This window comes from Jingyaoa shaoxingensis, from assembly GCF_014385005.1.
Lineage (GTDB): Bacteria > Bacillota > Clostridia > Lachnospirales > Lachnospiraceae > Marvinbryantia > Marvinbryantia shaoxingensis.
The window spans coordinates 1-23634 of sequence record NZ_JACRSZ010000017.1 but is presented as its reverse complement, the minus strand read 5'-3'; the positions used below and the strand labels follow the sequence as shown (position 1 = coordinate 23634).

General features: G+C 39.5%; 28 protein-coding genes and 5 pseudogenes. 12 read left to right on the top strand and 21 right to left on the bottom strand.

Annotation, left to right across the window (positions count from 1 at the left end; genetic code table 11):
* Positions 1 to 8: 8 nt before the first annotated feature.
* Positions 9 to 2033 (bottom strand): annotated as a pseudogene (locus H8716_RS14225) (glycoside hydrolase family 2 TIM barrel-domain containing protein); the annotation flags it as partial.
* Here H8716_RS14225 and H8716_RS17925 point away from each other — a divergent pair.
* Positions 2033 to 2128: pseudogene (locus H8716_RS17925) on the top strand (AraC family transcriptional regulator); the annotation flags it as partial. The pseudogenes H8716_RS14225 and H8716_RS17925 sit on opposite strands and share 1 nt — an antisense overlap.
* A gap of 519 nt (positions 2129 to 2647) precedes the next feature.
* Here H8716_RS17925 and H8716_RS14210 read toward each other — a convergent pair.
* The 4 genes from H8716_RS14210 to H8716_RS14195 all read right to left on the bottom strand — a co-directional run bounded on the left by H8716_RS14210 (position 2648) and on the right by H8716_RS14195 (position 5896).
* Entirely contained in the window at positions 2648 to 3010 is a 363-nt protein-coding gene (locus H8716_RS14210) for a type II toxin-antitoxin system HicB family antitoxin (RefSeq protein WP_117449528.1), read from the bottom strand.
* Positions 2994 to 3251 (bottom strand): type II toxin-antitoxin system HicA family toxin, encoded by a 258-nt coding sequence (locus H8716_RS14205; RefSeq protein WP_055054195.1) that lies wholly within the window; start codon positions 3249 to 3251, stop codon positions 2994 to 2996. Before H8716_RS14205 ends, H8716_RS14210 begins: the two co-directional genes overlap by 17 nt.
* Before the next feature lie 330 nt (positions 3252 to 3581).
* Complete coding sequence (locus H8716_RS14200; protein ID WP_249309703.1) at positions 3582 to 4931, bottom strand: aminomethyl transferase family protein; 1350 nt, start codon at positions 4929 to 4931, stop codon at positions 3582 to 3584.
* Positions 4932 to 4951: 20 nt separating this feature from the next.
* Complete coding sequence (locus tag H8716_RS14195; protein WP_118514200.1) at positions 4952 to 5896, bottom strand: NmrA family NAD(P)-binding protein; 945 nt, start codon at positions 5894 to 5896, stop codon at positions 4952 to 4954.
* A 249-nt stretch (positions 5897 to 6145) separates the two neighbouring features.
* Here H8716_RS14195 and H8716_RS14190 point away from each other — a divergent pair, with 249 nt between their 5' ends.
* Positions 6146 to 7693 carry a PucR family transcriptional regulator gene (locus H8716_RS14190; RefSeq protein ID WP_249309702.1) on the top strand — a complete coding sequence of 516 codons (1548 nt, stop codon included), beginning with the start codon at positions 6146 to 6148 and terminating at the stop codon, positions 7691 to 7693.
* An 85-nt stretch (positions 7694 to 7778) separates the two neighbouring features.
* On the opposite strand, the gene H8716_RS14185 is transcribed toward H8716_RS14190, so the two are convergent.
* The gene (locus H8716_RS14185) at positions 7779 to 8210 is read right to left on the bottom strand and encodes a hypothetical protein (RefSeq protein WP_249309701.1); all 432 of its coding nucleotides are present in this window, start codon (positions 8208 to 8210) and stop codon (positions 7779 to 7781) included.
* A 294-nt stretch (positions 8211 to 8504) separates the two neighbouring features.
* Here H8716_RS14185 and H8716_RS14180 point away from each other — a divergent pair.
* Positions 8505 to 8897: pseudogene (locus H8716_RS14180) on the top strand (KilA-N domain-containing protein); the annotation flags it as partial.
* A gap of 73 nt (positions 8898 to 8970) precedes the next feature.
* On the opposite strand, the gene H8716_RS14175 reads toward H8716_RS14180, so the two are convergent.
* From H8716_RS14175 to H8716_RS14140, 8 genes are all read right to left on the bottom strand, one after another.
* Positions 8971 to 9237 (bottom strand): single-stranded DNA-binding protein, encoded by a 267-nt coding sequence (locus H8716_RS14175; protein WP_249309700.1) that lies wholly within the window; start codon positions 9235 to 9237, stop codon positions 8971 to 8973.
* Between the two features lie 658 nt (positions 9238 to 9895).
* Complete coding sequence (rhuM, locus tag H8716_RS14170; protein WP_249309699.1) at positions 9896 to 10828, bottom strand: Fic family protein; 933 nt, start codon at positions 10826 to 10828, stop codon at positions 9896 to 9898.
* 176 nt (positions 10829 to 11004) lie between these two features.
* Complete coding sequence (locus H8716_RS14165; protein ID WP_004613229.1) at positions 11005 to 11202, bottom strand: DUF6019 family protein; 198 nt, start codon at positions 11200 to 11202, stop codon at positions 11005 to 11007.
* Positions 11203 to 11248: 46 nt separating this feature from the next.
* Positions 11249 to 11563 (bottom strand): DUF3784 domain-containing protein, encoded by a 315-nt coding sequence (locus tag H8716_RS14160; RefSeq protein WP_249309698.1) that lies wholly within the window; start codon positions 11561 to 11563, stop codon positions 11249 to 11251.
* Between the two features lie 54 nt (positions 11564 to 11617).
* The gene (locus tag H8716_RS14155) at positions 11618 to 12013 is read right to left on the bottom strand and encodes a DUF6483 family protein (RefSeq protein WP_005337294.1); all 396 of its coding nucleotides are present in this window, start codon (positions 12011 to 12013) and stop codon (positions 11618 to 11620) included.
* A 51-nt stretch (positions 12014 to 12064) separates the two neighbouring features.
* Positions 12065 to 12469 (bottom strand): LptM family lipoprotein, encoded by a 405-nt coding sequence (locus tag H8716_RS14150; protein ID WP_249309697.1) that lies wholly within the window; start codon positions 12467 to 12469, stop codon positions 12065 to 12067.
* 51 nt (positions 12470 to 12520) lie between these two features.
* Positions 12521 to 12964 carry a GNAT family N-acetyltransferase gene (locus tag H8716_RS14145; protein ID WP_004613236.1) on the bottom strand — a complete coding sequence of 148 codons (444 nt, stop codon included), beginning with the start codon at positions 12962 to 12964 and terminating at the stop codon, positions 12521 to 12523.
* A 34-nt stretch (positions 12965 to 12998) separates the two neighbouring features.
* A complete protein-coding gene (locus tag H8716_RS14140; RefSeq protein WP_119235664.1) occupies positions 12999 to 13322 on the bottom strand; it encodes an LPS biosynthesis protein in 324 nt (107 codons plus the stop codon).
* A 340-nt stretch (positions 13323 to 13662) separates the two neighbouring features.
* On the opposite strand from H8716_RS14140, the gene H8716_RS14135 reads away from it, so the two are divergent.
* On the top strand, positions 13663 to 13899 hold the full coding sequence (locus H8716_RS14135) for a DUF6061 family protein (RefSeq protein WP_249309696.1): 237 nt from the start codon (positions 13663 to 13665) through the stop codon (positions 13897 to 13899).
* Between the two features lie 11 nt (positions 13900 to 13910).
* On the opposite strand, the pseudogene H8716_RS18080 reads toward H8716_RS14135, so the two are convergent.
* From H8716_RS18080 to H8716_RS14100, 7 genes and pseudogenes are all read right to left on the bottom strand, one after another.
* A pseudogene (locus H8716_RS18080) lies at positions 13911 to 14282 on the bottom strand (excinuclease ABC subunit UvrA); the annotation flags it as partial.
* Positions 14283 to 14584: 302 nt separating this feature from the next.
* The gene (locus H8716_RS14125) at positions 14585 to 15400 is read right to left on the bottom strand and encodes a PD-(D/E)XK nuclease family transposase (RefSeq protein WP_249309695.1); all 816 of its coding nucleotides are present in this window, start codon (positions 15398 to 15400) and stop codon (positions 14585 to 14587) included.
* A gap of 64 nt (positions 15401 to 15464) precedes the next feature.
* Positions 15465 to 15719, bottom strand: a complete 255-nt coding sequence (locus H8716_RS14120; RefSeq protein ID WP_249309694.1) for a hypothetical protein — start codon at positions 15717 to 15719, stop codon at positions 15465 to 15467.
* 6 nt (positions 15720 to 15725) lie between these two features.
* Complete coding sequence (locus tag H8716_RS14115; RefSeq protein ID WP_249309693.1) at positions 15726 to 15923, bottom strand: plasmid mobilization protein; 198 nt, start codon at positions 15921 to 15923, stop codon at positions 15726 to 15728.
* Positions 15924 to 15940: 17 nt separating this feature from the next.
* Positions 15941 to 16303 (bottom strand): annotated as a pseudogene (locus tag H8716_RS14110) (ATP-binding cassette domain-containing protein); the annotation flags it as partial.
* A 57-nt stretch (positions 16304 to 16360) separates the two neighbouring features.
* Entirely contained in the window at positions 16361 to 17206 is an 846-nt protein-coding gene (locus H8716_RS14105; protein WP_249309692.1) for a MerR family transcriptional regulator, read from the bottom strand.
* A gap of 93 nt (positions 17207 to 17299) precedes the next feature.
* Positions 17300 to 17674 (bottom strand): TnpV protein, encoded by a 375-nt coding sequence (locus H8716_RS14100; protein ID WP_249309691.1) that lies wholly within the window; start codon positions 17672 to 17674, stop codon positions 17300 to 17302.
* Positions 17675 to 17970: 296 nt separating this feature from the next.
* On the opposite strand from H8716_RS14100, the gene H8716_RS14095 reads away from it, so the two are divergent.
* The 8 genes from H8716_RS14095 to H8716_RS14060 all read left to right on the top strand — a co-directional run bounded on the left by H8716_RS14095 (position 17971) and on the right by H8716_RS14060 (position 23260).
* Positions 17971 to 18111, top strand: coding sequence for a hypothetical protein (locus H8716_RS14095; RefSeq protein WP_021651320.1), 141 nt, complete (start codon positions 17971 to 17973; stop codon positions 18109 to 18111).
* A 3-nt stretch (positions 18112 to 18114) separates the two neighbouring features.
* On the top strand, positions 18115 to 18324 hold the full coding sequence (locus tag H8716_RS14090; protein WP_128868158.1) for a transposon-transfer assisting family protein: 210 nt from the start codon (positions 18115 to 18117) through the stop codon (positions 18322 to 18324).
* Between the two features lie 312 nt (positions 18325 to 18636).
* Positions 18637 to 19341 (top strand): lantibiotic protection ABC transporter ATP-binding protein, encoded by a 705-nt coding sequence (locus H8716_RS14085; protein WP_249309740.1) that lies wholly within the window; start codon positions 18637 to 18639, stop codon positions 19339 to 19341.
* Positions 19342 to 20088 (top strand): lantibiotic immunity ABC transporter MutE/EpiE family permease subunit, encoded by a 747-nt coding sequence (locus tag H8716_RS14080; protein ID WP_008705323.1) that lies wholly within the window; start codon positions 19342 to 19344, stop codon positions 20086 to 20088. It begins immediately after the preceding gene.
* Positions 20089 to 20090: 2 nt separating this feature from the next.
* Entirely contained in the window at positions 20091 to 20834 is a 744-nt protein-coding gene (locus H8716_RS14075) for a lantibiotic immunity ABC transporter MutG family permease subunit (RefSeq protein ID WP_025580193.1), read from the top strand.
* The gene (locus tag H8716_RS14070; RefSeq protein WP_249309690.1) at positions 20827 to 21204 is read left to right on the top strand and encodes a NisI/SpaI family lantibiotic immunity lipoprotein; all 378 of its coding nucleotides are present in this window, start codon (positions 20827 to 20829) and stop codon (positions 21202 to 21204) included. Before H8716_RS14075 ends, H8716_RS14070 begins: the two co-directional genes overlap by 8 nt.
* Positions 21205 to 21242: 38 nt before the next feature.
* Positions 21243 to 21905 carry a response regulator transcription factor gene (locus H8716_RS14065; RefSeq protein WP_173701353.1) on the top strand — a complete coding sequence of 221 codons (663 nt, stop codon included), beginning with the start codon at positions 21243 to 21245 and terminating at the stop codon, positions 21903 to 21905.
* On the top strand, positions 21896 to 23260 hold the full coding sequence (locus H8716_RS14060; protein ID WP_249309689.1) for a sensor histidine kinase: 1365 nt from the start codon (positions 21896 to 21898) through the stop codon (positions 23258 to 23260). Before H8716_RS14065 ends, H8716_RS14060 begins: the two co-directional genes overlap by 10 nt.
* Positions 23261 to 23634 lie beyond the last annotated feature (374 nt).

Sequence of the window (23634 nt, the reverse complement as noted above, 5' to 3'; positions counted from 1 at the left end):
TACTCCCCTTTCTTCTCAAGTTCTTCCTGTGTATAATAAGAAGTATTGAATGAAAATGCCTTTTCTGCGGATGCCACAATTCCATATCGGCTGTTGTTAAGCTCTACATATTCACAATCATAATGGCTTCCATTTTCCTGTGGACGGATATAGTCCTCATGTAAATCCCCTACATCTGCCCGGTACAAACCGTGGCTCGCAGCCTGATGTTTGTCACAATAGCTTTCCTGTGGTCCCATTCCAAAGTATCGTGCAGCTGAAAGTTTTTTATCCAGGAACATCCTCACACCAAATCTTGGCAGGTCCGGGAATTCATCATCTTTTGTTACTGCAATATCTGCATCAATCTTTCCAGCAGCTTCTATTTTCCATGTAATCGTCACATCAAGAATCTTCTGTACTGTCTCTGCCACAACGGATGCATGGCTTGTAATTTTCACACCATGCTTTCCCTGCACGACCTCTGTCGTGTAAGCTCTTGTATAAGCTTTATCATAATGGGCTTTCTTCCATTCAGACTTGATGTACATATCGTTATCTGTTGGAGCTCTCCAAATATTTAATTCCATCGGATGGTTCAAGTATTCCCGCCCTGCGAATTTCATCTCTGTAAAGAGTGCAGTACGTTTGTCTATGGTATAAGCAAATTCACGCCCCTTGATATGGATCTGTGTATCATTTTCATTTACCTGTAACTCAGAGTCCACTGCTGTTTTTTGTAGCCATTTCTCAGCAAGTTTACATTTTGCACCGTCTTTGCTTACCTCAATTTCATCGAATCCAAGAATATGGTCTTCATCCAACAGTGGCAATTTCTTTTTCAGATGGTAAATAAATTTTAAATAACATTTTCCACTCTCTGGCACATTGATTTTAAGGTTTATTTTTCCTTCACTGTGTGGTGCTGCTGAAACTTCTGGAAGTTTACCTTTGCTGATTACAAGCCCGTCCTGCGTCAGTTCATAACTGATCTTCACATAATCTTTCAAGTCATCAAAATCCATGTAGTTATGAAGCACCAGTTCTCCGCTTTCTTTGTCATAGGAAATAACCCTTGCCGGGCGATAAACATTCTTGTATTCCAAAAGTCCTGTATGTACCGTTCTGTCCGGATATACTAATCCATCCATACAGAAGTTGCCATCATGAATTTCTTCGCAATGGTCGCCCCCATAAGCATATATAGTCTTTCCATTCTTAGCAGTTCCATGAGCAATCGCATGGTCACACCATTCCCAGACAAAGCCGCCACACATTTTATCATTATCCTGAATCATCTGGAAGTAATCTTCAAAATCTCCAGGTCCGTTTCCCATACTGTGACAGTACTCTACCAAAAGGAAGGGTTTGCTTCCATCTTTATCCAGATATTCCTGAATTTCGGAAAGCGCCGGATACATCCGGCTGTACACATCCAGATTGCTGTAATCATATGTTTCATCATAATTACGGTATCTTGCACTCTCATATTGTGTGATACGGTCTGGATCAAAATTCTTTGTCCATTCCAGTGCTTTTTCAAAGTTGCAGCCATAAGCACTCTCATTTCCCATTGACCACATAACAATACAGAAACGGTTTTTGTCACGTTCCACCATAAGTTTTACGCGATCAACGATTGCCTCTTCCCATGCCGGATCATCTGCAATCATCTCATTCCATCGTTTGAACCGATTGTAATCGGTGTCTTCTTTTCTGTAGATCATAAATGGACCATGAGCTTCAATATCTGCTTCATCTATCACCATGAATCCATACTTGTCACACATTTCATAGAAAAATGGTGCGTTCGGATAGTGGCTGGAACGGATCGCATTAAAATTATGCTGCTTCATTAACGTAAGATCGGTTGTGAGCTGTTCCAGACTGATTGTAAATCCAGTAACCGGATCAGAATCATGTCGATTGACACCACGGAATTTAATCTTCTGTCCATTTAAATAAATAACCTGGTCTTTAATCTCTATCTTTCTTAATGCAATGTGATCTACAATTACTTCATTCTCTGTTTCAAGAATCAGTTTATATAGATATCGGATATGATAACCAGCTTTATTTCAGTCGGCTTTTTCACAAGCTGAAAGGATATTCGCCAAGAGAATACCGAAAGCTAAGAAACAAATTCTGAAATCCACAAAGAGGATACCACCGAATTATCAAAACAATGATTTGTAATATCCTCTTCTCACTTTTGCTATTCTTATTTTACAAACTCAGCCGAATAATAATACATATACTCATTATCTGTATCTATGTATTCTCCTGTAATGTCCTGTATCGGCAACGAACTCACTCCTTGTTCGCCATAGATCAGTGCTGCCAATCCTTGCTCTGTTCCGTACTCTATCGTGCTTTTGTTCTCTATGGAGGTCGCAGATGGAGATATAAATACCCGGAACTGGATACTTACCAGAAACGTGCCAAGATACCATCTCAGGAATTGAGTGATTACCTCGTAAAAGAATTGACTAAAAAAGAAAAATAAGGAAAAAGAAAACCTTACCGATATTCAGTTTTTTACTTCTGAAAATCAGTAAGGTTTCTTTATATACGTTATGAAATAAAATTTTTATTCGTCGAATAACCACAAAATGTTGCCAATTTGTTGCCAGCTTATTGTAAATGGTGTAAATAAGTTTGACAACATTTATTTTGAGAACACTGCATCATTTCTGGAAAGAAGGTACACACAATACTGATTCATGCTGATTCCTTCTCTCTGCGAATGCTCTGCCAGTGATCTGTGCAGACTTCTCGGAATTCTCAATTTAAACTGTCCAGAATAGTCTTCCAGACTGTCTGGTTCATGAATCTCTACACCATCTTCTAATGCAGCTTCAATCCATGCTTTTTTTGCATCCAGTGCATTTGCTACCGCACTCTCCACTGTCTCACCACAAGTAATGCAACCAGGCAAATCCGGATAAGAAACTACAAATCCGCCTTCATCTTTATCTTCCACAATTTCCATACGATAGGACATTGCCATATAATCATTCAGCGTCTTCATCATTCTTCGCCTCGCTTTCTACAATCTGCCTTACCATTTCTACATATACTTTCTTGATTGGTTCATGCTTTGGTATTGTAATTGGCATACACCCTTGTTTTCTGAAAGTATAATGGCTACTTCCACTTCTTGGTGCATTCATTTCGTATCCATAACTTTCCAATACCTTCCGTAACTCATCAAACCGGAGGTCTTTCGATAAATTGCATATACGTGTTATCAGTTTATCCCATTTTGACATTTGTCATACCTCCTATCTATATTATATATGGTGTCATATGTGGTGTCAATCAATTTATTATATTATTCCATGATGATTCTACGTTCCTAACAACTTCTATTGGTTTTCCCTGAATTATAGTCTCTCCACCTTTATTTCCTGCATTTCTTCCTACATCTACAAGATAATCTGCTACATGAGAAATGAATTCTATATTATGCTCAATAATTAATACAGGTATATGTATTAAGTTAAAAGAATAAACCCGTAAACAGCAGATCCCCTGCAAAGCTTGAAAACTCTGCAGGGGAACACATAAATTTTATTTTCCCTATGTAATCATCTCCGGTTTCATCTTTCAAAAACAGGTATATCCGAAACATCCCGCTTTTCATTACGGATATAATCCTGATTATACGGGAATCTGGCAACCTTTGCGCGAACCTTCATCTGGCGGGTTCCCGGCGTTCCCCAGAGTATTTCAAGCTCCGTCCCTTCTTTGGCATATTCTGCGGAAATGAAGGCCAGAGAAATCATGCTGTTATAGGTATAAGAGATGATTTTTCCGCTTGTGATCCCGATCTCCTTATCTGCAGCCAGCACCTTATCCGCCCGGTACTCAAAACCAAACTCTCTGACACAGAAATAGTATTCAAGAGCGGATGGTTTGGTAATATCCTCGCAGGGTTCCTCCCCAGGGCTGAGCATGGTTGCAAAGACTTCTGCCACATCCTTGGCGTTCCATTCCAGGGTTACGCATTTTTTTTGGGGCTTTTTCGACATTTCAAGGAGGGCTTCTTTTCCAATGAAGTCATGATTGTATTTAATCAGGAAATCCCATCCCACATCATAGGGAGTAACAAAGCGAGCCTGAAGATCATCCCCTACACTTCCGAGAAGCCTTCGATTGAGATTGAACATGGATAACTGAGGCACTGTGCGCATATATTCTGTCATTTTCTCGCTGGTTTCCAGCCACGGAAGCGGATAGTGAAGATTGATATTCGGGAATCCGGCCTCCGTATGGTTAAACATGTTATAAGCCTGGAGCCCAAGCTTTCTTGCTCCCAGCTTTTCACCTGCCGCCCATACCAGATTATAGATCTCCGCATAATCCGCCATATCTCCGTGAATTTCATAAGCAAGGTTGCCGGACATGCCAAGCCGGATGATGCGTACCTGTTTTCCGTTTACCTCCTGGATTCTATGTCTGCCGAATTTGATGTCGTGAAGATTGGCCTGGAATGCGTTTTCCAGAATCTCTAAGGACTTTTCACCGTCAATCTGGATAAAATATTCCTTTCCGCTCATGTTTTCGCCATGCACATCCAGATCTGATGTATTGACATAATAAGAGATCACCGGATCAAGCCAGTAGGTTCTGTAACGATCTTCTCCGATACGGATTACAACGCCGTCTGTCAGAATCTGACCTTTCTCATTGCACATTACGGCATGGCGTATGCCGTTCATTCCCAGCGTGGTAAAATCATTTGTACAAACCTGTCCCATTAATTTAACGGCATCCGGTCCGTATACATCATAAATGGGGGATGTCATAAGCGCCGTTCCAATCCATGCGCTGGTCTGATATGCCTTGATCTCATCCTCCACGCCCGTATAAGCATATGCCGTAATAAAAGATCCCTGTGGGAACAATAAGGTGGCGCCTTCCAGCGCCGGATTCATCATTTCTGCCATTTTTCGTCCTCCTACTGTTTTTAATTATCTGTAGATGTTCTTGTTCCGATTAAATGATTTTCCATATCTTCAAACATTTCTCTTACCGTGATGGGCTTTTGCCCTGTCAGCTTTTCAAAATCATCCGTAAATGTACTCATTTGATTCAGACGGATTGCCCTGCCAAAGGACACCATTCCATCTGAGCAAAATGGAAAGTTCTTCGCCGTGTCCGCCCACATTTCCTCCGTTGTCCTTGGAACGCCGATGGAGTCAAAGAACTCATACATCTCATCATCGTTGATATATTGATATTCCGTCTTTTTACCCGTAACCTCCGAGGCGATTGCCATGTACTGTGCAATTGTCAGAAGCTCGGCTCCATTTATATCAACAATTCGATCTTCCCAATCAGACATTGCCGCACAGGCCGCCGCAAGCGCACAGTCATCCCTCGAAACAAATGCCATTTTCCCATCTCCCATGTTATTGCGGATGATGCCGTTTGTATTTTCAACTGCTTCCACAAATGTGGAGACCATTGCTTCCGCATATTGGGAATCCCGAAGAATCAAATAATGGATGGGCTGTTTTTTGATATACCTTTCGGTCCATACATGATCGTTTACTTCGTAAGCATTGATATCCTCATGTCCGGCTCCTACAATCGATGTATAAACCAGTTTGTTTACACCTGCCGCCACAGCCGCATCAATTGCAATTTTATGTGCCGCTCTTCTTTTCGGTCCAACGAATGGCATGGAGATCAGAATAACTGTATCCGCATCTTTAAATGCTTCCGTCAGTTTTTCCGCATTGTTAAAATCGGCAATTCTGGTTTCAATGCCCATTGCCTGGTATTTTTCAAGACCATTTTTTGTTGGAGCCGTAAAAATCAAAGCTTCATGAGGATATTTTTCCAGCAATACACGGGCTGATCTGCTTCCAAAATTTCCGTCTACTCCATTTAACAATATCTTTTTCATAAAAAATAATCCTTTCAACTATATAATTATAATATTAAAAAATCGATACCCCTTTATAGGATGCTCCCTCAGCTCTTTTTATTGCCTCCTTCCTTTTGTCTGAATTATATTATCTCCACTCTAACTGTCGGCGCCTGAACAGTGTTTCCTATATATTCATAGTAAAGCAGTTGCCATCTCCCGTCATCAGTTATATAATTCATTTATACCGTCTTTTTTCGTCAAAAATGACCAAAGGAGTTTTTTGCAATGAAATCTATGAGCATTTCTGTCATCCTTGACTGGATTCCTGATAAATACAGGATTTTTTATAAATCTACGGGCTTAGATCAATTATTCCGGCATGCCCGCATGCTTGATGATTCCATGGAAATAATCGATAATGATTTTCTGTATTTAACACAAGAGAGCTCTTTCCTTGATAGGGAATGGGATATACGTAAGCCCCGGTTCCTGATTTTCTGTACCAAAACCGGATCAAAGGAGGGACAGATAAACCCTTCCTGGATGGAGCATGCCGCCATCTTATATACGGACGAGCCTTTTCATAAGGTATTCCGTGAGTTTCTGGATATTTTTGATAAGTACTATGCCTGGTATGAGCAATGCCTAAATATAATTATCGAAAACAAAGACGTTTCAGATCTGCTTGATTATGCGGCCACCTTTCTTTGCAACCCGATTGCCCTTTTTTCTCCAACCGGAAAGCTGCTGCATTATACCGGGAAATTTCAGGAAAAAATCGAGGGAACTCTCTGGGACGAGGTTATCAATTTCGGCTTTACACCGACAGAATCCATATATCCTGACGAACACCAGAGAGTTATGCAGGAAATTCACAGCGGAAACCGCTTAATCTCCAGCGTCTTTCGTCAGGATCCATCCCATCACTCTCTGACCGCTCCGCTTTATTTTGAGGGAAAAAACTTTGGAGCATTCGGTACGACAGATATGAACGGTCCCTTTACGGAAGCACAAAAGGCTTTGTTATTAGAAGTCGTTCATTTTACAGAGCTTGCTATGAATCACCAGATTCAGCCTTTTCTTTTGCAGGATGAAGAAAACTATTATGTTATACGGCTTTTACAGGGATATCCGGCAGATGAGCTTTCTACCTCTTATTATCTCCAATCCAGAAATTATACGAACGAGGATATTTGGTATCTTTATCAATTTTCCCTTCCGGAATCTGACGTCTCGGATACCCGTCAGTCTGCCTATATTCATCAGATAAAAAACATTCTGCCTCATGGAGTTGTCCTCTATTTTGAACATTCTATTGTTGCGGTTTGCCGCAGGCGGGATTTTGATCCTGATTATGAAAAATCATATGCCGCACTGGAGGATTTGCTAAAACGGCTTTCCCTTAAGGTCTATATAAGCACCCGTTTTTTTAGATTCACGGAGCTTTCCATGGCATATGGACAATGCAGGCTTATGAAATCTTACCCTTTGGAGCCTCAAAAACATATTCAAAGGTTTGATGAAGCCTTTCCGCATGTTTTATATGGTGTCCTTAAGGAAAAAAACTCCTTGCCGGGCTTCTGCCACCCAGCTGTTTTATCCCTGTGGCAAAGCCATATGGAGCAGGATCTCACACTCATTCATAATTTAAAATGCTATCTTATCAACGGAAGAAATATAGCGGAGACTGCCCGGACGCTTCATCTTCATAGAAACACCTTGATCTACCGGCTACGAAAAATCGAAGACCTGCTCCATATTTCACTGGATTACCTGGATGAAAATATGCTTCTCTATTTATTAATATCCTGCCTCATCTGCGAAACACTTTAATTTGGTCATCCTCCTATGCTTGAAATTTGGCTTGCGACAGCAATTTCATTGCAACATAGGAAGATTTTCATTTATTTTGTGATTCTTACTTTTGATTGTTTCCAAACTGAGGGAGTAACAGCCCACAGAGGAACATAATTACCATACATATGGATGCAAGCATAAACAACAAACTATAATTATCTCCCGCAATCGGTGTTAAGATATAAGTTGGAATCAAAACAGCTCCAAGAAGCTGTAATGTAGAGATGACACCCGCCGCACTTCCTGCATATTTAGTTCCAAGTCCTTCTAACAAAACCGGTGCGGAAAGGAAAATAGGCATTGACGCTCCAAGCATAATTCCAGTATAAAGAACCAGTATGTGTAAAACGAATATGGACGGAAATCTCCAACACATAATAATTCCGGCAAAACTCAACACGGCAGCTCCTGATACAAACACTTTAACATTTTTGATTTTAGAGAATACAATGGGACCTGTAATAGAACCAATACAATTTCCCAATGTCAACATAGATGCAATCGTACCACATATGGAAAAAGAATGATGTTTATGTCAGTTCCTTTTATTATTGGAATAATCATAGATATCCAATATCAAGGAATTGGTTGTTTGATTGCATGGGGGATATGGTTTATTATGTTTGTTTTGTTGCTTATTGCTAGGCATAAAAGAGAACGTTAAATTTCAGTTGCGAAAATTGATGTGACAATTACATATGGCGAGAAATAGAAAAGAAAAATTAGAAAATTATTTTGAAAGAGAGTGTCCGTAATGTAGAAAGGGGGAAAAACAAGATTGAAAAACATGAAAATAGATGCAAATGGAACAGAAATCAGAGTGATGGGCGATGTTGTTAATGAGGATGCTTACATTTCACTCACTGATATTGCAAAATATAAAAATCCAGACAATGCTTTTATCGTGGTAGCAAACTGGATGCGCAATCATTCTACGATTTCATTTTTGGGCTTGTGGGAACAAATTCACAATCCCAATTTTAAACCTATCGAATTCGATAGGTTTAAAGCAGAATCTGGAGATAATGCTTTTACATTGACACCACAACAGTGGATAAAAGCAACGGATGCAATCGGTATCGTATCAAAATCGGGACGATATGGCGGTACTTATGCTCATACGGATATAGCGTTTGAGTTTGCTTCATGGATTTCTCCGGAATTTAAGCTTTTTATCATGAGCTTTTCCAATCCAGAAAGCATTGATGCAGTTATTTCAATTTTACAACGTGCCAAATATATTAATTTCACTTCTAAAAGTGAACAGCAAAAAACAGAATAGATGAATGATGTATTACTAACTCTCCGGAGAGAGCAATCTTAATTCCTTTTTCAAGATATTTCTCCACAAATTCTGCATTATTTCCATAAGCTGTGATCATCACTACAAATGCTTTGCTGGTGCGATTTCTTTTTACCACCAGTGGAAACCTGGATACTTTGGTTTGTCCCTTTTGCGTAGATGCCAGCTTAGTTTCTGGATTTCTGGCAAGTCTACCTATTAAAACAATCGTATTCATGCTTCTTGTCCTCCCTTTCTTCCTGCAACACCTTTCCCCGGTATTTCAAACAGGATAATAATCTATGCATTTTCTGCACGAAAAAATGAGGAATGGAGTCGAACCATTCCCCACTTACTACAGGATTTCTCCTATAATATAAATAAGAAAATCTAAGTATTCGCATTTGGGCTTTGTCTGTACATATACATCTGATCGTTATCATTCCAGATAACCCGGCTGTAAAAATACAGTCACAGTCTCTGTTTCAGCAGAGGTCCTGTACCTTTCGGTGGTATCATTATTGCTTCGCTCTTCCCGTAGGAGTCTTCGCCTTCACGAGCCGGATTATCTCCGGTAAGCATGTTCCTCAAGATGTATCAGCTCCTTCAATTGTCAAGGTGCAATCGGAAGAACTGTCTGAACCTCTTTTACGTTTGTGATTTTTGGAAATCAGAGGATTTTCAATTTGCCTTCCATATACTCTGTATTGGGAGCGACAAAATCGGACATGATTTTAGAAATTTTTTAAGATTATTTTTTGAAGTGTAAAAAGACATAAAAAAGATGCCAGGATTTCTCCTGACACCGTAGTGACTGTGCCAACTTCGTGCCCAGTGGGCACAAGGTTGGTTCATCTCATCATATACTGTTGTAATATAAAAACGATGCAATGCCACTATAATTTCAATAGATTCATTATCAGTTTTACCATCACATCTTTTTCTTCTGGTTTTGATTCAGCAATCATTAACGTTATTGCTACTAACGTTCCATCACTGAGTCTCTTCTCTCCATCCAAGAACAACGCATTGTTCTTGTCTAAAAATTCCAGGAACAGTGATGCTGCAATTCTTTTACAGCCATCTGCGTATGGATGATCTTTTATCATAAAATACAATAAATTCGCCGCTTTCTCTTCCAATGATGGATACGCATCCTGTCCAAATACACTCTGGTAAACAGCAGCAATAATCCCTTCTACCTTACCAGCCTCTTTTTCTACACCAAATACATCTGTTTCAAAAGAATCCTTCATCTGACCAACCATCTGAACACACTCTTCATAAGTAATGCGGTATACCGGAGCACTTCCCTCTGGCTTACTTAATGTCTGGTGGTCATATTGATCTAGAAGAATCAATGCATCTGTGTATTCATTCACAGCTCTGAGCACATCTTTCTCCTCTATATCAAGTGCATCTGCAAGCATCCTTGACTGAATATCAACTGTTTTCTTAAGCGCCTGAAGACGCTTTTCATTGATTGCATAGCCTTTCAAAATAAACTGTTTAAGAACATTATTTGCCCATTTTCTAAAAGCTATACCTCTTTGTGAATTGACTCTGTATCCAACTGCCAGAATCACATCTAAAGAATAAAATGCAACCGACTGTTTTACTCCATCAACACGCATTTTTTGCGTGTTGTTATTTTTATCAACTTCTGAAGATCTAAAAACATTATTTATATGCTTTCTAATATTAGTTTCATCCTTATCAAACAAAACTGCCATTTGATTCGCAGACAGCCATACCGATTCTCCATCTCGAGATACTGGTACTTCTAATTGTATATTTCCATCCATAAATAAGACGATATCATTTCCCATGTTCTTCACCTATTACCTTCTTCATAATGTACAATATATGTTTATCCACCTACAATACTCATATAGTTCAACTGCCAGTAACAAAATGTCAATAGTTTTTTAATCACTTTTTTCAAAAATAAGCAAAAAAATAGAACGCATAGATTTCTCTATACGCTCTACGTTCAGATTTCATATTAAATTTTTGCGTCTTGTGAATCATTTACCAGTCCTTCTAGCTCTTTTTCATTTTTTTCATCTTCAACAGGTTTCTTTCCGGTAATATCCTTATATGCTTCTTTCACACCATTCTTCACAGCCCACTTAATGACAAAATATAGTGCTATCAAAATAACAATTGCGGTTCCTCCGCTTATGCCTAATTCATTCCACATAATTCAATCCTCCAAATTCAAATTCCTCAGTTTCAAAAACTGGAATTTAACATTCTCTTTTATGTCTATCAATAAGCAACAAAACAAACATAATAAGCCATATCCCCCATGCGATCCAACAGCCTATTCCTTGATATTGGATATCTATGATTATTCCAATAATAAAAGGAACTGACATAAACATCATTCTTTTTCCATATGCCTTACACATAGCATTCTCATCGTATTTCTTTCGTTCATCCGCTGATTTCATATTATAACCCGACAAGAATTTAGCAGCTTTTCCTTCTGATTTATAAAACCACATTCCAAACAAAAACATAATCACTGCCATCATAAAGTCAAAAACAATATAGAACATATAATACAATTTCTCCTTTCAGCCAATCACTCTTATCTCTTTGAATTTTCTACATTACTCTTCAGCTTTGACCAAACATAGCAAATCAGTATATCCTGACTGCATAAGTAATTGCTTAAAACCAGACATCACTTCTTCTTTTGTATAATTATTATTTTTCAAAAACTCACTATCCTTCTCACTAAGGTATTGGTAGAAAAGAGCTGCTGCCATTACCTCATTTCTGTCTGTATAATCAATGCTATCTAAAAGTATATTCTCTGCTTCGTTAATTTTCCCAGAATCAATCATATCAAGAAAATCTTTCAAATTTTTCCCTGATACTTCATATTTATTTTCTTTTTCAAGTTCAACAGAAACATACTTTTTCCCAAACATTAAAGAAAATAATACTCTTACCATTTCTTTTATCATTCGCATAATATAGTCTTTTTCGTCTGTGAAATACATTTTTCACATCCATAACTACCGATTTCTCTGTTTCAAAAACTGGAATTTATTTTAATATCCATGGTCAACATGTTGCCATTGTCCGCCATTTGTTCTAACTAAAATCCACTTCCAATCATTGTATGTACTATTTGGATTCAGAGAACCATCTCCTCCAGATGAATCAATATCGAATGAAGATAGCAAAACAATGACTTCATCTGCATTGTTCCTATCTGCCCAATCTTGATGGTCTTTAGAGCTGTCATCCCCTGCATAATAAATTTCTGTAAGAGTATATCCATTCCAGTTGCTCTTAAACTCTTTTTTTATGGTGTCAATAGCAGCTGCAATATCCTCTTCAGAATATATTTCAGATTCTACATTATGCGTGTTTACTTCATTAACACTTCCACCACAAGCACTCAAACTAAATACAAGCAGAATACATAGCATTGCACATACAATCTTTTTCATAATTCACACTACCCCCATCAATTACGATTTCTCAGTTTCAAAAACTGGAAGTTATAAACATCTTTGCAAATATACCATATCTATTAACTGTACACCACACTCATAAATTGGGTGGTCATAATTGTCCGTAAAGAAATTCGGAATATTGTGAGATCGGACAAATCCGCATTTTTCATAAAACGGTACGGTCAACGGGCTGTCACCTGTTCCAACCTGCAAAATAGAATATTCATCTGCATATTTACTTGAAAGGAAGTCAATCAATGCTTTCCCATAGCCCTGTCCTTGATTCTGAGGATCAACTGCAATATTTTTAATTTCAAGTATTCCATTATCTTCATCAGTAACGACACATTCAGCTTTTACATTACCATCTTCAAGTACATACATAGTACCTTTTTCAAGATAGTGATCAATCATATTTTCCTGCTCATCAGCTAATAACAATAATGCTATAAATTGCTTTTTATTCTCATTCACTTCTCGGATTTTCATATTTATTACTCCGTCAAACTTGAATTTAACTTGCCTATTTTCTTAAAATCTCATGTGGAGCTTCTATTTCATTTGCCAAGGTATGCTCTGTTAATTCTGACATCAATTTCAATTTTTTATTAATCAATGGTCGCATACAATTAGGAACATGTTCCTGATGCGCTCTGTGGATTGCTACACATTCCTTACAGTTTCCGTGATAACGACAGACTTTCAGGCAAGGACAGTGATCTTTGTCTTTATACTCCTTACGAAATTCCGCTGCAAATTCTTCTTGCAGTCTCAGTCCCTCGACACGGTTTCCCTTATGAAATTCTACCATTGCATCCAGTTCTTTCTGGTTCCCTTCAATCTTCATGTTATTATAGCGCCTCCATTTCAACTATTCCTCATTTTCTGATAAATTCCGATTGAGATTTCACCTGTTTTAAGAGATTTAATAACTGTTATATTTTGTTATTAAATTCTCTGTAAGCCCTTGAAAACACTGGATTTGTCACAGGTGAGCTTTCCCTTATTGTTTCCCTTGTGTTATATCGTCCCACCAGTGTTTACGGACTCTGATAAGGGAAAATACAAGGGCAAGAAAAATCTATAAAACAGTATAACACAAAATAAAACTGACATGGTGAACTGATTGAAATGCTTCTTAATTTTTACAATTAATGATTGATTGAATAATAAGGAGATGGGATACGATGAGAACAATATTTGCAGAATACAATCCACACTGCAACAGCATTGATGTTTATACCTGTGCGGGATATATGCTCCGCATTGACTGCTGGGAAGCAGAAAAGAATTTAAAAACCACACCTGGATCTGATTGTGCTTTGACATCGCTTGCAATTGATGAGCCATTAGAATATGCAAGGTTATATCTTGATGAAAATTTGCAGATGTGGGTAGATGCTGAAGATTCCTTAGAATTATAAAGTTTTGAACTGTGATTTGCAAGTCTTGAAAACATCCGTCGTAATGTGTTTAACAGTTCCGATCCGGTTCCAAATATACTTCGGATTCCCGGAACCCCCGGTCTTTGGTGTAATGCCAGTGCCGCTGGAATATGCAGCACCTCGTCCACCTGCGCTCTCGGAGCCTGCGTCATTCTGCGTCTGGTATAAGTCGATAACGCATCCAGATATCTCCGTGAGCCTTCCGCATACAGCACTCCAAGTGCAAGAGATGACTTCCCGGAACCGGATACTCCGGCAATTCCCACAATCTTATTTAGTGGAATATCCACATTAATATGTTTCAGGTTATGAACATGTGCATTTCGAATTTTAATCACATTCGGATGATTCTGTTCCTTCATTTTCTTATCCTTTCCGTATAACAATTTTCTTATCCTATTATACAGCAAAAGCGTATTGCCGGTCGTATAAACCACAATACGCTTTTGCCTTTATGAAGCTACTTTGTTACACAATACTCATAAACCATTCCACCGTTTGCCATAATCGTACCTCCAGATAATGCAAATTTCAGTTGAAAGTTACCTTTAATCTTTTGAGAATATATGACAGAGCAGCATGCTAAAATTCCAACTAACAATCCTAACCATGACAATTTTATATCAAAATATCTTGTAAATTACACAGTTGATATACTTTGACATCAAGCCGGCTGAACAACCGTTATCGCTCTCCGAACCTGCTCTATTGACAATTTTGTAGTTCTTGAGATCTTATCAAGATCATGTTCTCCTTCTGACCACAAATTCAGTGCTATATCCATTCTTGCCTTAACATCAGCGTCATCACGCTCTCTGTCTACAATTTTCTGCATCGTTTCACACATTTCAGTCACTCCTTTCGGTTCTTCCTTAAAATATCTGACTCTTTCTGCAATCTTAGGATTGTGCATCTCACGATAATCTTTACAGTTAAAATCGTGCATCAGCCATCCGACTTCATCATTTCCTCTATAAGAACCATTTACATAAACAATATGTGCTTTGTCTCCGAACAGTTCTCCTGTTTCCTGTATGGTTCTTTCTATTGTATATACCGGAAGTCCTCCCTTTAAAACATCATTAGATGTAATAAAGATAATGTATGTCTCCGGCATTTCTTTATATTTTTCTCCTGATGTGGTAAGCCTTGAATCAAATAATGCACTGTTAAGTCTGGCTCGTTCAGGAACAGCTCCACTGTCATCCTGCTGTACTTCAATATCATACTGTTTTCCTGTAGCATCATTGGCATAGATATCAAGTCTCACAGATCGTCCAAACAGATTTCCTATTGTCAACTGTGTAACCGATTTTATCACAGATAAATCATTTCTCTTTAATATTATTTTCAAAAGCTCTTCTGCACATTCTAAATCGCCTGAAAAAACCTGCGTCATAAAGGTATCATCCATTAACGTAAATTTGTTAATAGCCTCCATACGCTCTGTATTCTTTTCTTCCAGATTTAATACCTGCATTTTCTCACCTTCTTTTCTATATTATATCTATTATCTGGTCTTTGCACAACTACATTTTTATCCGTTACATCCCTTTCCTGCCCTGTTTTTCTTTTCCACCAATCTCCTTTCCAAGTGCTTCACAATACTGCTGAATCTCCTGCTGTTCTTTCCAATGCCTGTTATCGGAATCCGGCTTCTTTTCAAATAAATACGCAGCTCCATTCAGAATATCCACCATTGTAATCACAAACGCCAGATAATCTTCTTTCAGCTCCTTGTAGCTTTCCCCAGACATAGGGAAATCACCGGACAGAATCTGCTCGGTGATCTCTTTCATAACTATCTATGTTTCTCGTAATTCTTCTACAAGGTACCGTACCCGCTGTTTTGTTCCCACTACAACAATATTGGAATAGATACAGCTTCTTGCAATAAAATCTTTCTTATACAACCCACTGGCTTTTACCCGTTCTTCAATCATTGCCCGTTCCCATTGCGTAGGACGAAACGCTATTGTTGAATTGCTGTGTTGTCCTGGCATACTTTCTGCTCCTTCCATTAATTTTCATCCGCTTCCGCTAACTTCTCCAACTGATCTGCCAGCTTTCGTGACTGGTCTGGATACAAATGAGAATATGTAGATAACGTTGTCTGAATCTTTTCATGTCCCAGTCTGTCCGCTACCAGATTAGGCTGTGCCCCCAGTTTGGAAATCAGTAAGCTAGCATGAGAGTGACGAAGATCATCCATTGCATAGGCAACCGGCATATCAAGATAATCAACCTTGTTCATTTTTTCTCCGTCAATAGAAATTACTCCCGTATAATTTTTATCATAATTCGAAAGTATATTCAAAAGGGTAGTCTTTCCAACTCCATTTCTTCCAACAAGTCCATAAATACAAGTATTTTCAAATGTATAGTTTAAGTTCGAAAAACGACTGTTTCACCATATTTTTAGTTAAATTTGAAATCTGAATCATAAAATTTCTTTTCCTCTCAAATCCATTTTCGTCAATCCGACTACTAACAATCCCATAAAGACTGCCGTGTTCACAAATAAAAGTACAACAACACTTTTTACCACTCCGAAAGTAAAAAGTATTGAGAAAATTTCTACTGACAATACAATAAAACACATATAATTTGTCAAATACTCTGTTATAATTTCTCCATAATAATTATTCATCTGTAATTTGGCATAGATAAAAGGTTTTAATAAATAACGGATTATAATACAGATAACCGGACAAATAAAAATCCAATTTTTATTCACCAAAGATGTTGCCACACCTTTACTCCATTGTACCGGAATTTCTGTCGGCAGCTTAGAATAAGACAATGTCCCAATAATCAAGCATAGTACGGTAATCGTTATCCAAGTAAGCATACCTCCCCATATATACAAAAAGCTAACTGAATCCAGTTTGAAAACAGTTTGATTATCTTTCCAATAATCCTGCAACTCTGTTACATATTGTTCTACCTGTAATTTTTCATAACTAATACTTTCTTCACCCAACATTTTTTCGCACATGCGTTTTGCCTTATTCAAATCAGTAATCTGACTATTTAATATTTCATTCTGCCTCTCAAGCGTTTCCTGCAATGTTACTTTTCCAGATATAATGCTTCGTATATCCTCAATAGAAATTCCTAATGTACGTAGATATGCAATCTTCTTTATATTTTCCACATCATTTTCTGAATATTCTCTATAACCATTACTTTCGTTTCTTGCAGGCTCAATGAGTTTTTCCTTTTCATAAAAACGAACATTAGAACGGGATAAACCTGTTCGTTCTTCTACGTCTTTTATTTTCATGTTATGCACTCCTTTCAAGCAACTCTATTTTATCTTAAGAATAAGCTATAAACAAGGTTTACAGTCAAGCATTTATCCAAAGTCTCTTCTCTTTTAGTTATAAATCAATTCAGCGTTCACAACCGCTCTTGCTCTACTCCAAATATTATTCATTTCTCCTACCCAAGCCACCTGATCAGTTGCTTTAAGTCGTTTGGTAATACCTTCACTCTCTGCCATCTGCTCTACAACCCTTTCAAAGCGTTCCTGTGCCTGTTCTTCTATATCGGCCAAATAATCATTCAACCTTCCACTTGTAAGCAGATTCAGATATACACCTCTACGATATTCTTTCAGATAACGTAAATGTCTTTGTCCCCATACGCCAATAAATCTCTGTTCTTCCTCCGGCAAGGTAAGACAGGGGATAAAATAATCCCCGTGTCTGACATAAGTACCGCCCATTTCTTCAAATATTGTTTTCTTCATTGTCTATTTCACCATTCTTATCGTTCTCTATCTATTGATTTTTTCTTAACTGATCGTTTCGGCTGCTGTCTGCCTTCCTGCTGATAGCGGTACAGCTTTTCCAGTACACTCACTTTTTTCGGCTGTTCCAACGGTTTCTCTTGTTTCTGTTGCGTCCTATTTTCCCATTCCCTTAATTCTTCATTGTATTCCTGAATGAGCTTTTCCGACTTATGATACACCTTTGCAAAAGACTGAACATCTGGATATCCTGCTGTATGCGTCTTACCTCTTGAGACTGTTTCTGAAGTTTTCCAATGATTAACAAAGATGAGCGCCGTGATGTGAGTATTCGCAAGCCCCGGCCATCTATCCGCAAGCAGCTTGCCGACAGCAAACAGGCCACCAGCCCGAAAAAGGCGGCGGCCAGAACCAAGAAAAATGAATTGGAGGTATGAGGAATGATGCACTTTACCGTGGAAGAAGAAAATTTGATCTGTATGTACCACAACGCAGACCGACGCAGGACGATAGGCAAGATCACCGCAGCCATGCCGGGTATGGACGGGGATATGTGGACGCTGGCCCAGCAGACCCTTTCCAAGCTGAAACGTATGACGGATTCTGACTATGACAGCCAGAAATTCTATTTCACAGACGAGAACGAATAAATAACAGCAGACGCCGGGCGCGGCGGCCATGTGGCCGCTTGCGTCCGGCGTCTTTTCTTTTTGCCTGTTCCTACGCATTTAGAACCCAGTATTGACGGGGATAGGATAAAACACTCACATACCCCGCCGACTATGCGGGAAAAACCTTGAAATATAGGGCTTTTTAAGGCCCTAAATGCGTAGGTTGGTGCTTTGTTGCGATATGCTCCACGGTTAAGGTGTATTGTTCATATTCTGTTTTCGGGAATCTTTATGAAATCTTCAAAATTGCCCGGTATGCTATCCGTAAAATCAAAGAAAGGACTTGATTATATGGATATGATTTTGAAAACGACTGACCTCTGCAAAAATTTCAAGGGGCAAATGGCGGTAAACAATGTGTCACTGAACATCCGGCGCAACTCGGTTTATGGTCTGCTGGGGCCGAATGGAGCTGGCAAATCCACGATCTTAAAAATGCTCACCGGCATTTTGCGCCCCACATCGGGAAGCATCGAGTTTGACGGCCACCCGTGGAAGCGGAATGATCTGGAGCATATCGGTGCTTTGATTGAGATGCCCCCGCTTTACGAAAATCTGACTGCATACGAAAATCTCAAAGTCAGAACTACATTGCTCGGCCTGGACGATGCACGAATTAACGAGGTATTGCAAATTGTCCAGCTCACGAATACCGGCAAGAAACGGGCCGGGCAGTTTTCTCTTGGTATGAAGCAGCGGCTTGGTATTGCTATTGCATTGCTGAACAGTCCCCAGCTTTTGATTCTGGATGAACCGACTAACGGCCTTGACCCTTTAGGGATTGAGGAACTTCGAGAGTTAATTCGCTCTTTTCCCTGCAAAGGGATTACAGTTATTTTGTCCAGCCATATTCTGTCAGAAGTCCAGCAGATTGCAGATCATGTGGGTATCATTGCTGGCGGCGTCCTTGGATATGAGGGAGAGCTTCGCGCCGGTGAAGATTTGGAACAACTCTTTATGGATGTTATTCGCAGAAATGATAAGGAGGGATATTAAATGGAGATGGCATATATTCAGGCAGAGAACCTAAAGCATAAGAGAACTTTCACAAAAACGCTGATCGTTCTGGCCCCGTTTGTAACTGCGCTTATGAACTTTTTTGCCCCTCTTTGGTTCCAGCTCAATTCTTATAATTGGTGGTATATCCTGCTTTATCCTGGATTCCTTACGCTCACCTGTGCCTTGATTGAACAGCGGGATAATGGCAAACTAAAATATCGTGCCGTTGCTTCATTGCCTGTTTCGCAGAACAAAGTCTGGAAAGCAAAAATTGGAGTGGCCGGTATTTACTCCTGTGTGGGGAATTTCATTTTCCTGGCGCTAAATCTGTTGGGCGGTTTTGCAATATTAGTTATCAACGAAATTCCCCTGACAATCGGAATTTGGCAGGCTGCGGCCGGAACAGCTTGTATTGTCATTGCAAGCCTATGGGAAGTTCCGCTGTGCTTATGGTTATCAAAAAAAGTTGGTATCTTTGTCACGGTTATTCTTAATGCCGGACTTGGAAGCGTTTTAGGGATTTTCACGGCTACAACCTCTTTGTGGATGATCTGCCCGTATAGCTGGGTGCCGCATCTTATGATTTCCGTGTTAGGTATTTTGCCTAATGGTGAGCCGGTTGCAGATCAGAGTACGGCAATGGCATTTTGGATGATTATACTTGTATTGGTCATTTCGCTGGCCTGGTTTGCGGCGCTGTCATTTTTAACTGCAAGATGGTTTGAGAAAAAGGAGGTGGGGTAACTATGGTATCTGTGGTTCGCTGCTGGAAAGCAGAATATCAGAAGTGTAAACATAGCATTTTGCTCTATATGCACAGCATGATTCCGATTATATGTGCGGCGATTTTTGCGGGTTACTATCATATATCCAGATGGGAACTGGCAACCAAAATCAGTGCCTATCTGGAAGTGCTGGCCGTTGCGTTCCCGTTTCTGATCGGCATTATTGTGGGCCTGGTTGTTCAGATTGAAAATCAGGCCGGGCATTATCAGCTTTTGTTGGGAACAATCCCATCTCGCATGGCAACGTATATTGGTAAACTTGGTTTTCTGATGATCTGTGCTTTTGGCGCAACATTTTTAGCGTTAGGAACATTCGCTGCACTATATAGGGATGCTCCGGCAAGCCTTTACCTGAAAGCAGGGATTCTATTGTTGATTACCATGCTTCCCATTTACCTGATTCATTTGTTTGTGGGAATGAGCTTCGGAAAAGGTGCATCTATGGGATTGGGAATTGCAGGGAGTTTAATAGCTGCCCTTATGATAACAGGGCTTGGTGACGCTACATGGAAATATATTCCCTGGGCCTGGGGCGTTCGTGCTATGGATTACACTGTGCTTGCATGGGATAGCCCCCAACTGTATGCACAGGTAAAAACCGATTTTTTCAGCGGTATGATTATTTCTGTATGCTGCACTGTTTGTCTGCTGATTGCCAGTTTGGTTTGGTTTCATGGTTGGGAGGGAGGTAAAAACAGTGAATAAAAAGTGCCTGTTTGCCGTGGTAATTGTGCTTGTAAGTCTTATATGCTTATCGGCCTGCGGTGCGTTCCGCGATACCGCCGATATAAATAAGGCGTTAAATGAATCTCTGCCGTATTATGAGCTGAACACCGCAAACTATGATGAAATTTCATATAACGGCCTGACATATACCATAACGGATGAATGTCTTGAAATGTCAGAACTGCAAGAAGAAATCGGGCAGGTATCGAAACGCTTCAAAAATGTGGCGGGGGAAGATTTCAGTTTCGGCTACGTTTACAGTATTGTGGATGTGGATATAAGCAATGCCGTAGCTGTAAATATCAACAATGAATATCGGAAAGCTGACATTAAAAATAATGATGAGTAACCTCGACAATGTGGTATAATGGGGCAGGAGGTGATTTTTTGACCCACTTACTTGTAGTTGACGATGAAGTTTCTATCTTGGAATTGATTAAGAACAGTTTGGGGAAAGATGGATATTTGATAACAGTCTGTCAAAATGCGGATGATGTAGACATCAAAAAGCTGCATTTCTATGACCTCATTCTTTTGGATGTGATGATGCCTGGCACAGACGGGTTTGAGTTTTGCAAACAGATCAGGAATATGGTAGACTGCCCGATTCTCTTTCTGACCGCAAAGACATTAGAGGAAGATATATTGTTTGGATTGGGCATCGGTGCGGATGATTATATTACGAAACCTTTTCGTATTCAGGAGCTTCGCGCCCGTGTCGCGGCACATTTACGCAGAGAAAAAAGGGAGCATCACAGCACACTTTCATTTGAGCCTGATATAAGATTTGACCTTTCCGCAAAGGTACTGTATGTTTCAGAACAGCCGGTTCCCCTTACCAAAAGCGAGTATTCAATCTGTGAATACCTTGCGAAAAACCGGGGACAGGTTTTTACAAAAGAACAAATCTATGAAGCCGTTTTCGGGTTTGATGGAATAGGCGATAACTCTACGATCTCAACGCATATAAAAAATATTCGTGCGAAATTGGAGCATTTCAAAATAAGTCCGATCAGCACCCTATGGGGGATAGGATATAAATGGGAGTGAAAAAGAAACCTACATTGAAAATATTGTTTCGCCAGTTTGCTATCTCCCTCATTGTCATGCTGGTAGCGGCAATTATTGTCCCTTCTGGTTTGGAGGGACTTGCTGTAAATGCTGGATTAGCTACAAGAGCAAATCTAAGTGAATTGCAGGTAAAAGAGATCATTCCAACGCTGACGATTGCCCCGGATATTACAAAGGTTGTGATTCCACAGGGATGCGGCTACTTAATTCTGGACAAGAACTTTAATGAGCTTTACAGCAATATGGACGATGATGAAAAAGAAATTGCCCTGCTGTACGCAAAGGGAGAATATATTGAATATGCTACGGGGAGGCAGTTTGCACTTGTTGTCCGGGAAAACGAATTTTGCGTTTTAAGGTATTATATTGGTTCTCAATTTACAGTGTCATGGCTACCGGAATATTTTCCATCTCCTGACACGCTTGCGTTTATCCTGATGGCTGTAAATTCGCTGCTGGTCATTATCATACTGACCGCCAGATTTGCTAAGAACCTGCGTACACAACTGACCCCGCTTTTTGAAGCAACTGCGGAGGTTTCAAAGCAAAACCTTGATTTTGAAGTAGGACACGCCAAAATCAAAGAGTTTGAAGATGTCCTTGCATCTTTTTCAGATATGAAAGATAATCTGAAAATTTCGTTAGAACGGCAATGGAAAACCGAACAGACACAGAAAGAGCAAATCGCCGCGCTTGCCCATGATTTGAAAACGCCTCTGACGGTTATTCAAGGAAATGCTGATTTACTCACAGAAACAAATCTTGATGATGAGCAACGATTATACGCTGGTTACGTCGTGGAAAGCTCCGGCCAGATGCAGTCATATATTCAAACCCTGATTGATATATCACGGGCGGCGGTTGGTTATCAGCTCCATATTGAAAGTATAGACTTGCCAGCGTTCATGCAGCACTTGTTCGGTTATATGGAATCACTATGCCGGACAAAAGAAATCCGGCTGCAAATGAATACTGTTTCACTCCCTCAAATGCTGAAATTTGATAGGGTGCTGATAGAACGTGCTATTATGAATGTTATCAGTAATGGGCTGGACTACGCCCCGCAAGGCGGAACGCTTTATGTGGATGTTCAGAGTAACAACGGTTTCGTGGAAATTTCAGTCACAGACGAGGGAACGGGGTTTTCTAAAGAGGCATTATGCCACGCACAGGAACGGTTCTATATGGGCGATCAAAGCCGCAATTCAAAGTTACACTTTGGTATGGGTCTATATATTACAAATTCGATTATGGAACAACATAATGGTCAGCTTATTTTAGAAAATTCAAAAGAAACCGGCGGCGCAAAGGTTACTATGAAACTTCCTTGCTGATTTTCCGATAGTGTAATGGACGTCTTTTATGTCCGTCCATTTTTCAAATCTTTATGGAATCTTCAAAAATTCCTCTTATCATGTATCTAAAGAAAAAACATCTGCCCAGCGGCAGAAAAGAAAAAAACCGCTGCTGGGCAGACCCATTTTCACGCTTAATTTATATTCACTGGTGGCGGTTTTGAGAAATCAAGGCCGCTGCTTTCTTTCTGTCATTCCCAGCAGTTAAAGGCATGGCGGCCCACGGGAAGTAAACGTCAAATAAAACAGTGTATAGAAAAATAACCGTCAGCCTTTTATACTAAAAGGTCAACGGTTATCGACAGAATTCTTTTACAAGAGGATTCCAAGGCAGATAATCATCCAGATATTCA

Bases quoted from the DNA above. Each gene is read 5' to 3' on its own strand.
- H8716_RS14085 (WP_249309740.1), top strand. From the start codon at position 18,637: ATGGATATGATTTTGAAAACGACTGACCTCTGCAAAAATTTCAAGGGG.
- H8716_RS14175 (WP_249309700.1), bottom strand. From the start codon at position 9,237: ATGAATACGATTGTTTTAATAGGTAGACTTGCCAGAAATCCAGAAACT.
- H8716_RS14145 (WP_004613236.1), bottom strand. From the start codon at position 12,964: ATGAAAATCCGAGAAGTGAATGAGAATAAAAAGCAATTTATAGCATTA.
- H8716_RS14135 (WP_249309696.1), top strand. From the start codon at position 13,663: ATGAGAACAATATTTGCAGAATACAATCCACACTGCAACAGCATTGAT.
- H8716_RS14195 (WP_118514200.1), bottom strand. From the start codon at position 5,896: ATGAAAAAGATATTGTTAAATGGAGTAGACGGAAATTTTGGAAGCAGA.
- H8716_RS14120 (WP_249309694.1), bottom strand. From the start codon at position 15,719: ATGAAAGAGATCACCGAGCAGATTCTGTCCGGTGATTTCCCTATGTCT.
- H8716_RS14125 (WP_249309695.1), bottom strand. From the start codon at position 15,400: ATGCAGGTATTAAATCTGGAAGAAAAGAATACAGAGCGTATGGAGGCT.
- H8716_RS14090 (WP_128868158.1), top strand. From the start codon at position 18,115: ATGATGCACTTTACCGTGGAAGAAGAAAATTTGATCTGTATGTACCAC.
- H8716_RS14160 (WP_249309698.1), bottom strand. From the start codon at position 11,563: ATGTTCTATATTGTTTTTGACTTTATGATGGCAGTGATTATGTTTTTG.
- H8716_RS14165 (WP_004613229.1), bottom strand. From the start codon at position 11,202: ATGTGGAATGAATTAGGCATAAGCGGAGGAACCGCAATTGTTATTTTG.
- H8716_RS14210 (WP_117449528.1), bottom strand. From the start codon at position 3,010: ATGAAGACGCTGAATGATTATATGGCAATGTCCTATCGTATGGAAATT.
- H8716_RS14105 (WP_249309692.1), bottom strand. From the start codon at position 17,206: ATGAAAATAAAAGACGTAGAAGAACGAACAGGTTTATCCCGTTCTAAT.
- H8716_RS14185 (WP_249309701.1), bottom strand. From the start codon at position 8,210: ATGTTGACATTGGGAAATTGTATTGGTTCTATTACAGGTCCCATTGTA.
- H8716_RS14075 (WP_025580193.1), top strand. From the start codon at position 20,091: ATGGTATCTGTGGTTCGCTGCTGGAAAGCAGAATATCAGAAGTGTAAA.
- H8716_RS14205 (WP_055054195.1), bottom strand. From the start codon at position 3,251: ATGTCAAAATGGGATAAACTGATAACACGTATATGCAATTTATCGAAA.
- H8716_RS14095 (WP_021651320.1), top strand. From the start codon at position 17,971: ATGATTAACAAAGATGAGCGCCGTGATGTGAGTATTCGCAAGCCCCGG.
- H8716_RS14060 (WP_249309689.1), top strand. From the start codon at position 21,896: ATGGGAGTGAAAAAGAAACCTACATTGAAAATATTGTTTCGCCAGTTT.
- H8716_RS14080 (WP_008705323.1), top strand. From the start codon at position 19,342: ATGGAGATGGCATATATTCAGGCAGAGAACCTAAAGCATAAGAGAACT.
- rhuM (WP_249309699.1), bottom strand. From the start codon at position 10,828: ATGGGAAATGATATCGTCTTATTTATGGATGGAAATATACAATTAGAA.
- H8716_RS14150 (WP_249309697.1), bottom strand. From the start codon at position 12,469: ATGAAAAAGATTGTATGTGCAATGCTATGTATTCTGCTTGTATTTAGT.
- H8716_RS14115 (WP_249309693.1), bottom strand. From the start codon at position 15,923: ATGCCAGGACAACACAGCAATTCAACAATAGCGTTTCGTCCTACGCAA.
- H8716_RS14155 (WP_005337294.1), bottom strand. From the start codon at position 12,013: ATGTATTTCACAGACGAAAAAGACTATATTATGCGAATGATAAAAGAA.
- H8716_RS14200 (WP_249309703.1), bottom strand. From the start codon at position 4,931: ATGGCAGAAATGATGAATCCGGCGCTGGAAGGCGCCACCTTATTGTTC.
- H8716_RS14100 (WP_249309691.1), bottom strand. From the start codon at position 17,674: ATGAAGAAAACAATATTTGAAGAAATGGGCGGTACTTATGTCAGACAC.
- H8716_RS14140 (WP_119235664.1), bottom strand. From the start codon at position 13,322: ATGAAGATTGAAGGGAACCAGAAAGAACTGGATGCAATGGTAGAATTT.
- H8716_RS14190 (WP_249309702.1), top strand. From the start codon at position 6,146: ATGAAATCTATGAGCATTTCTGTCATCCTTGACTGGATTCCTGATAAA.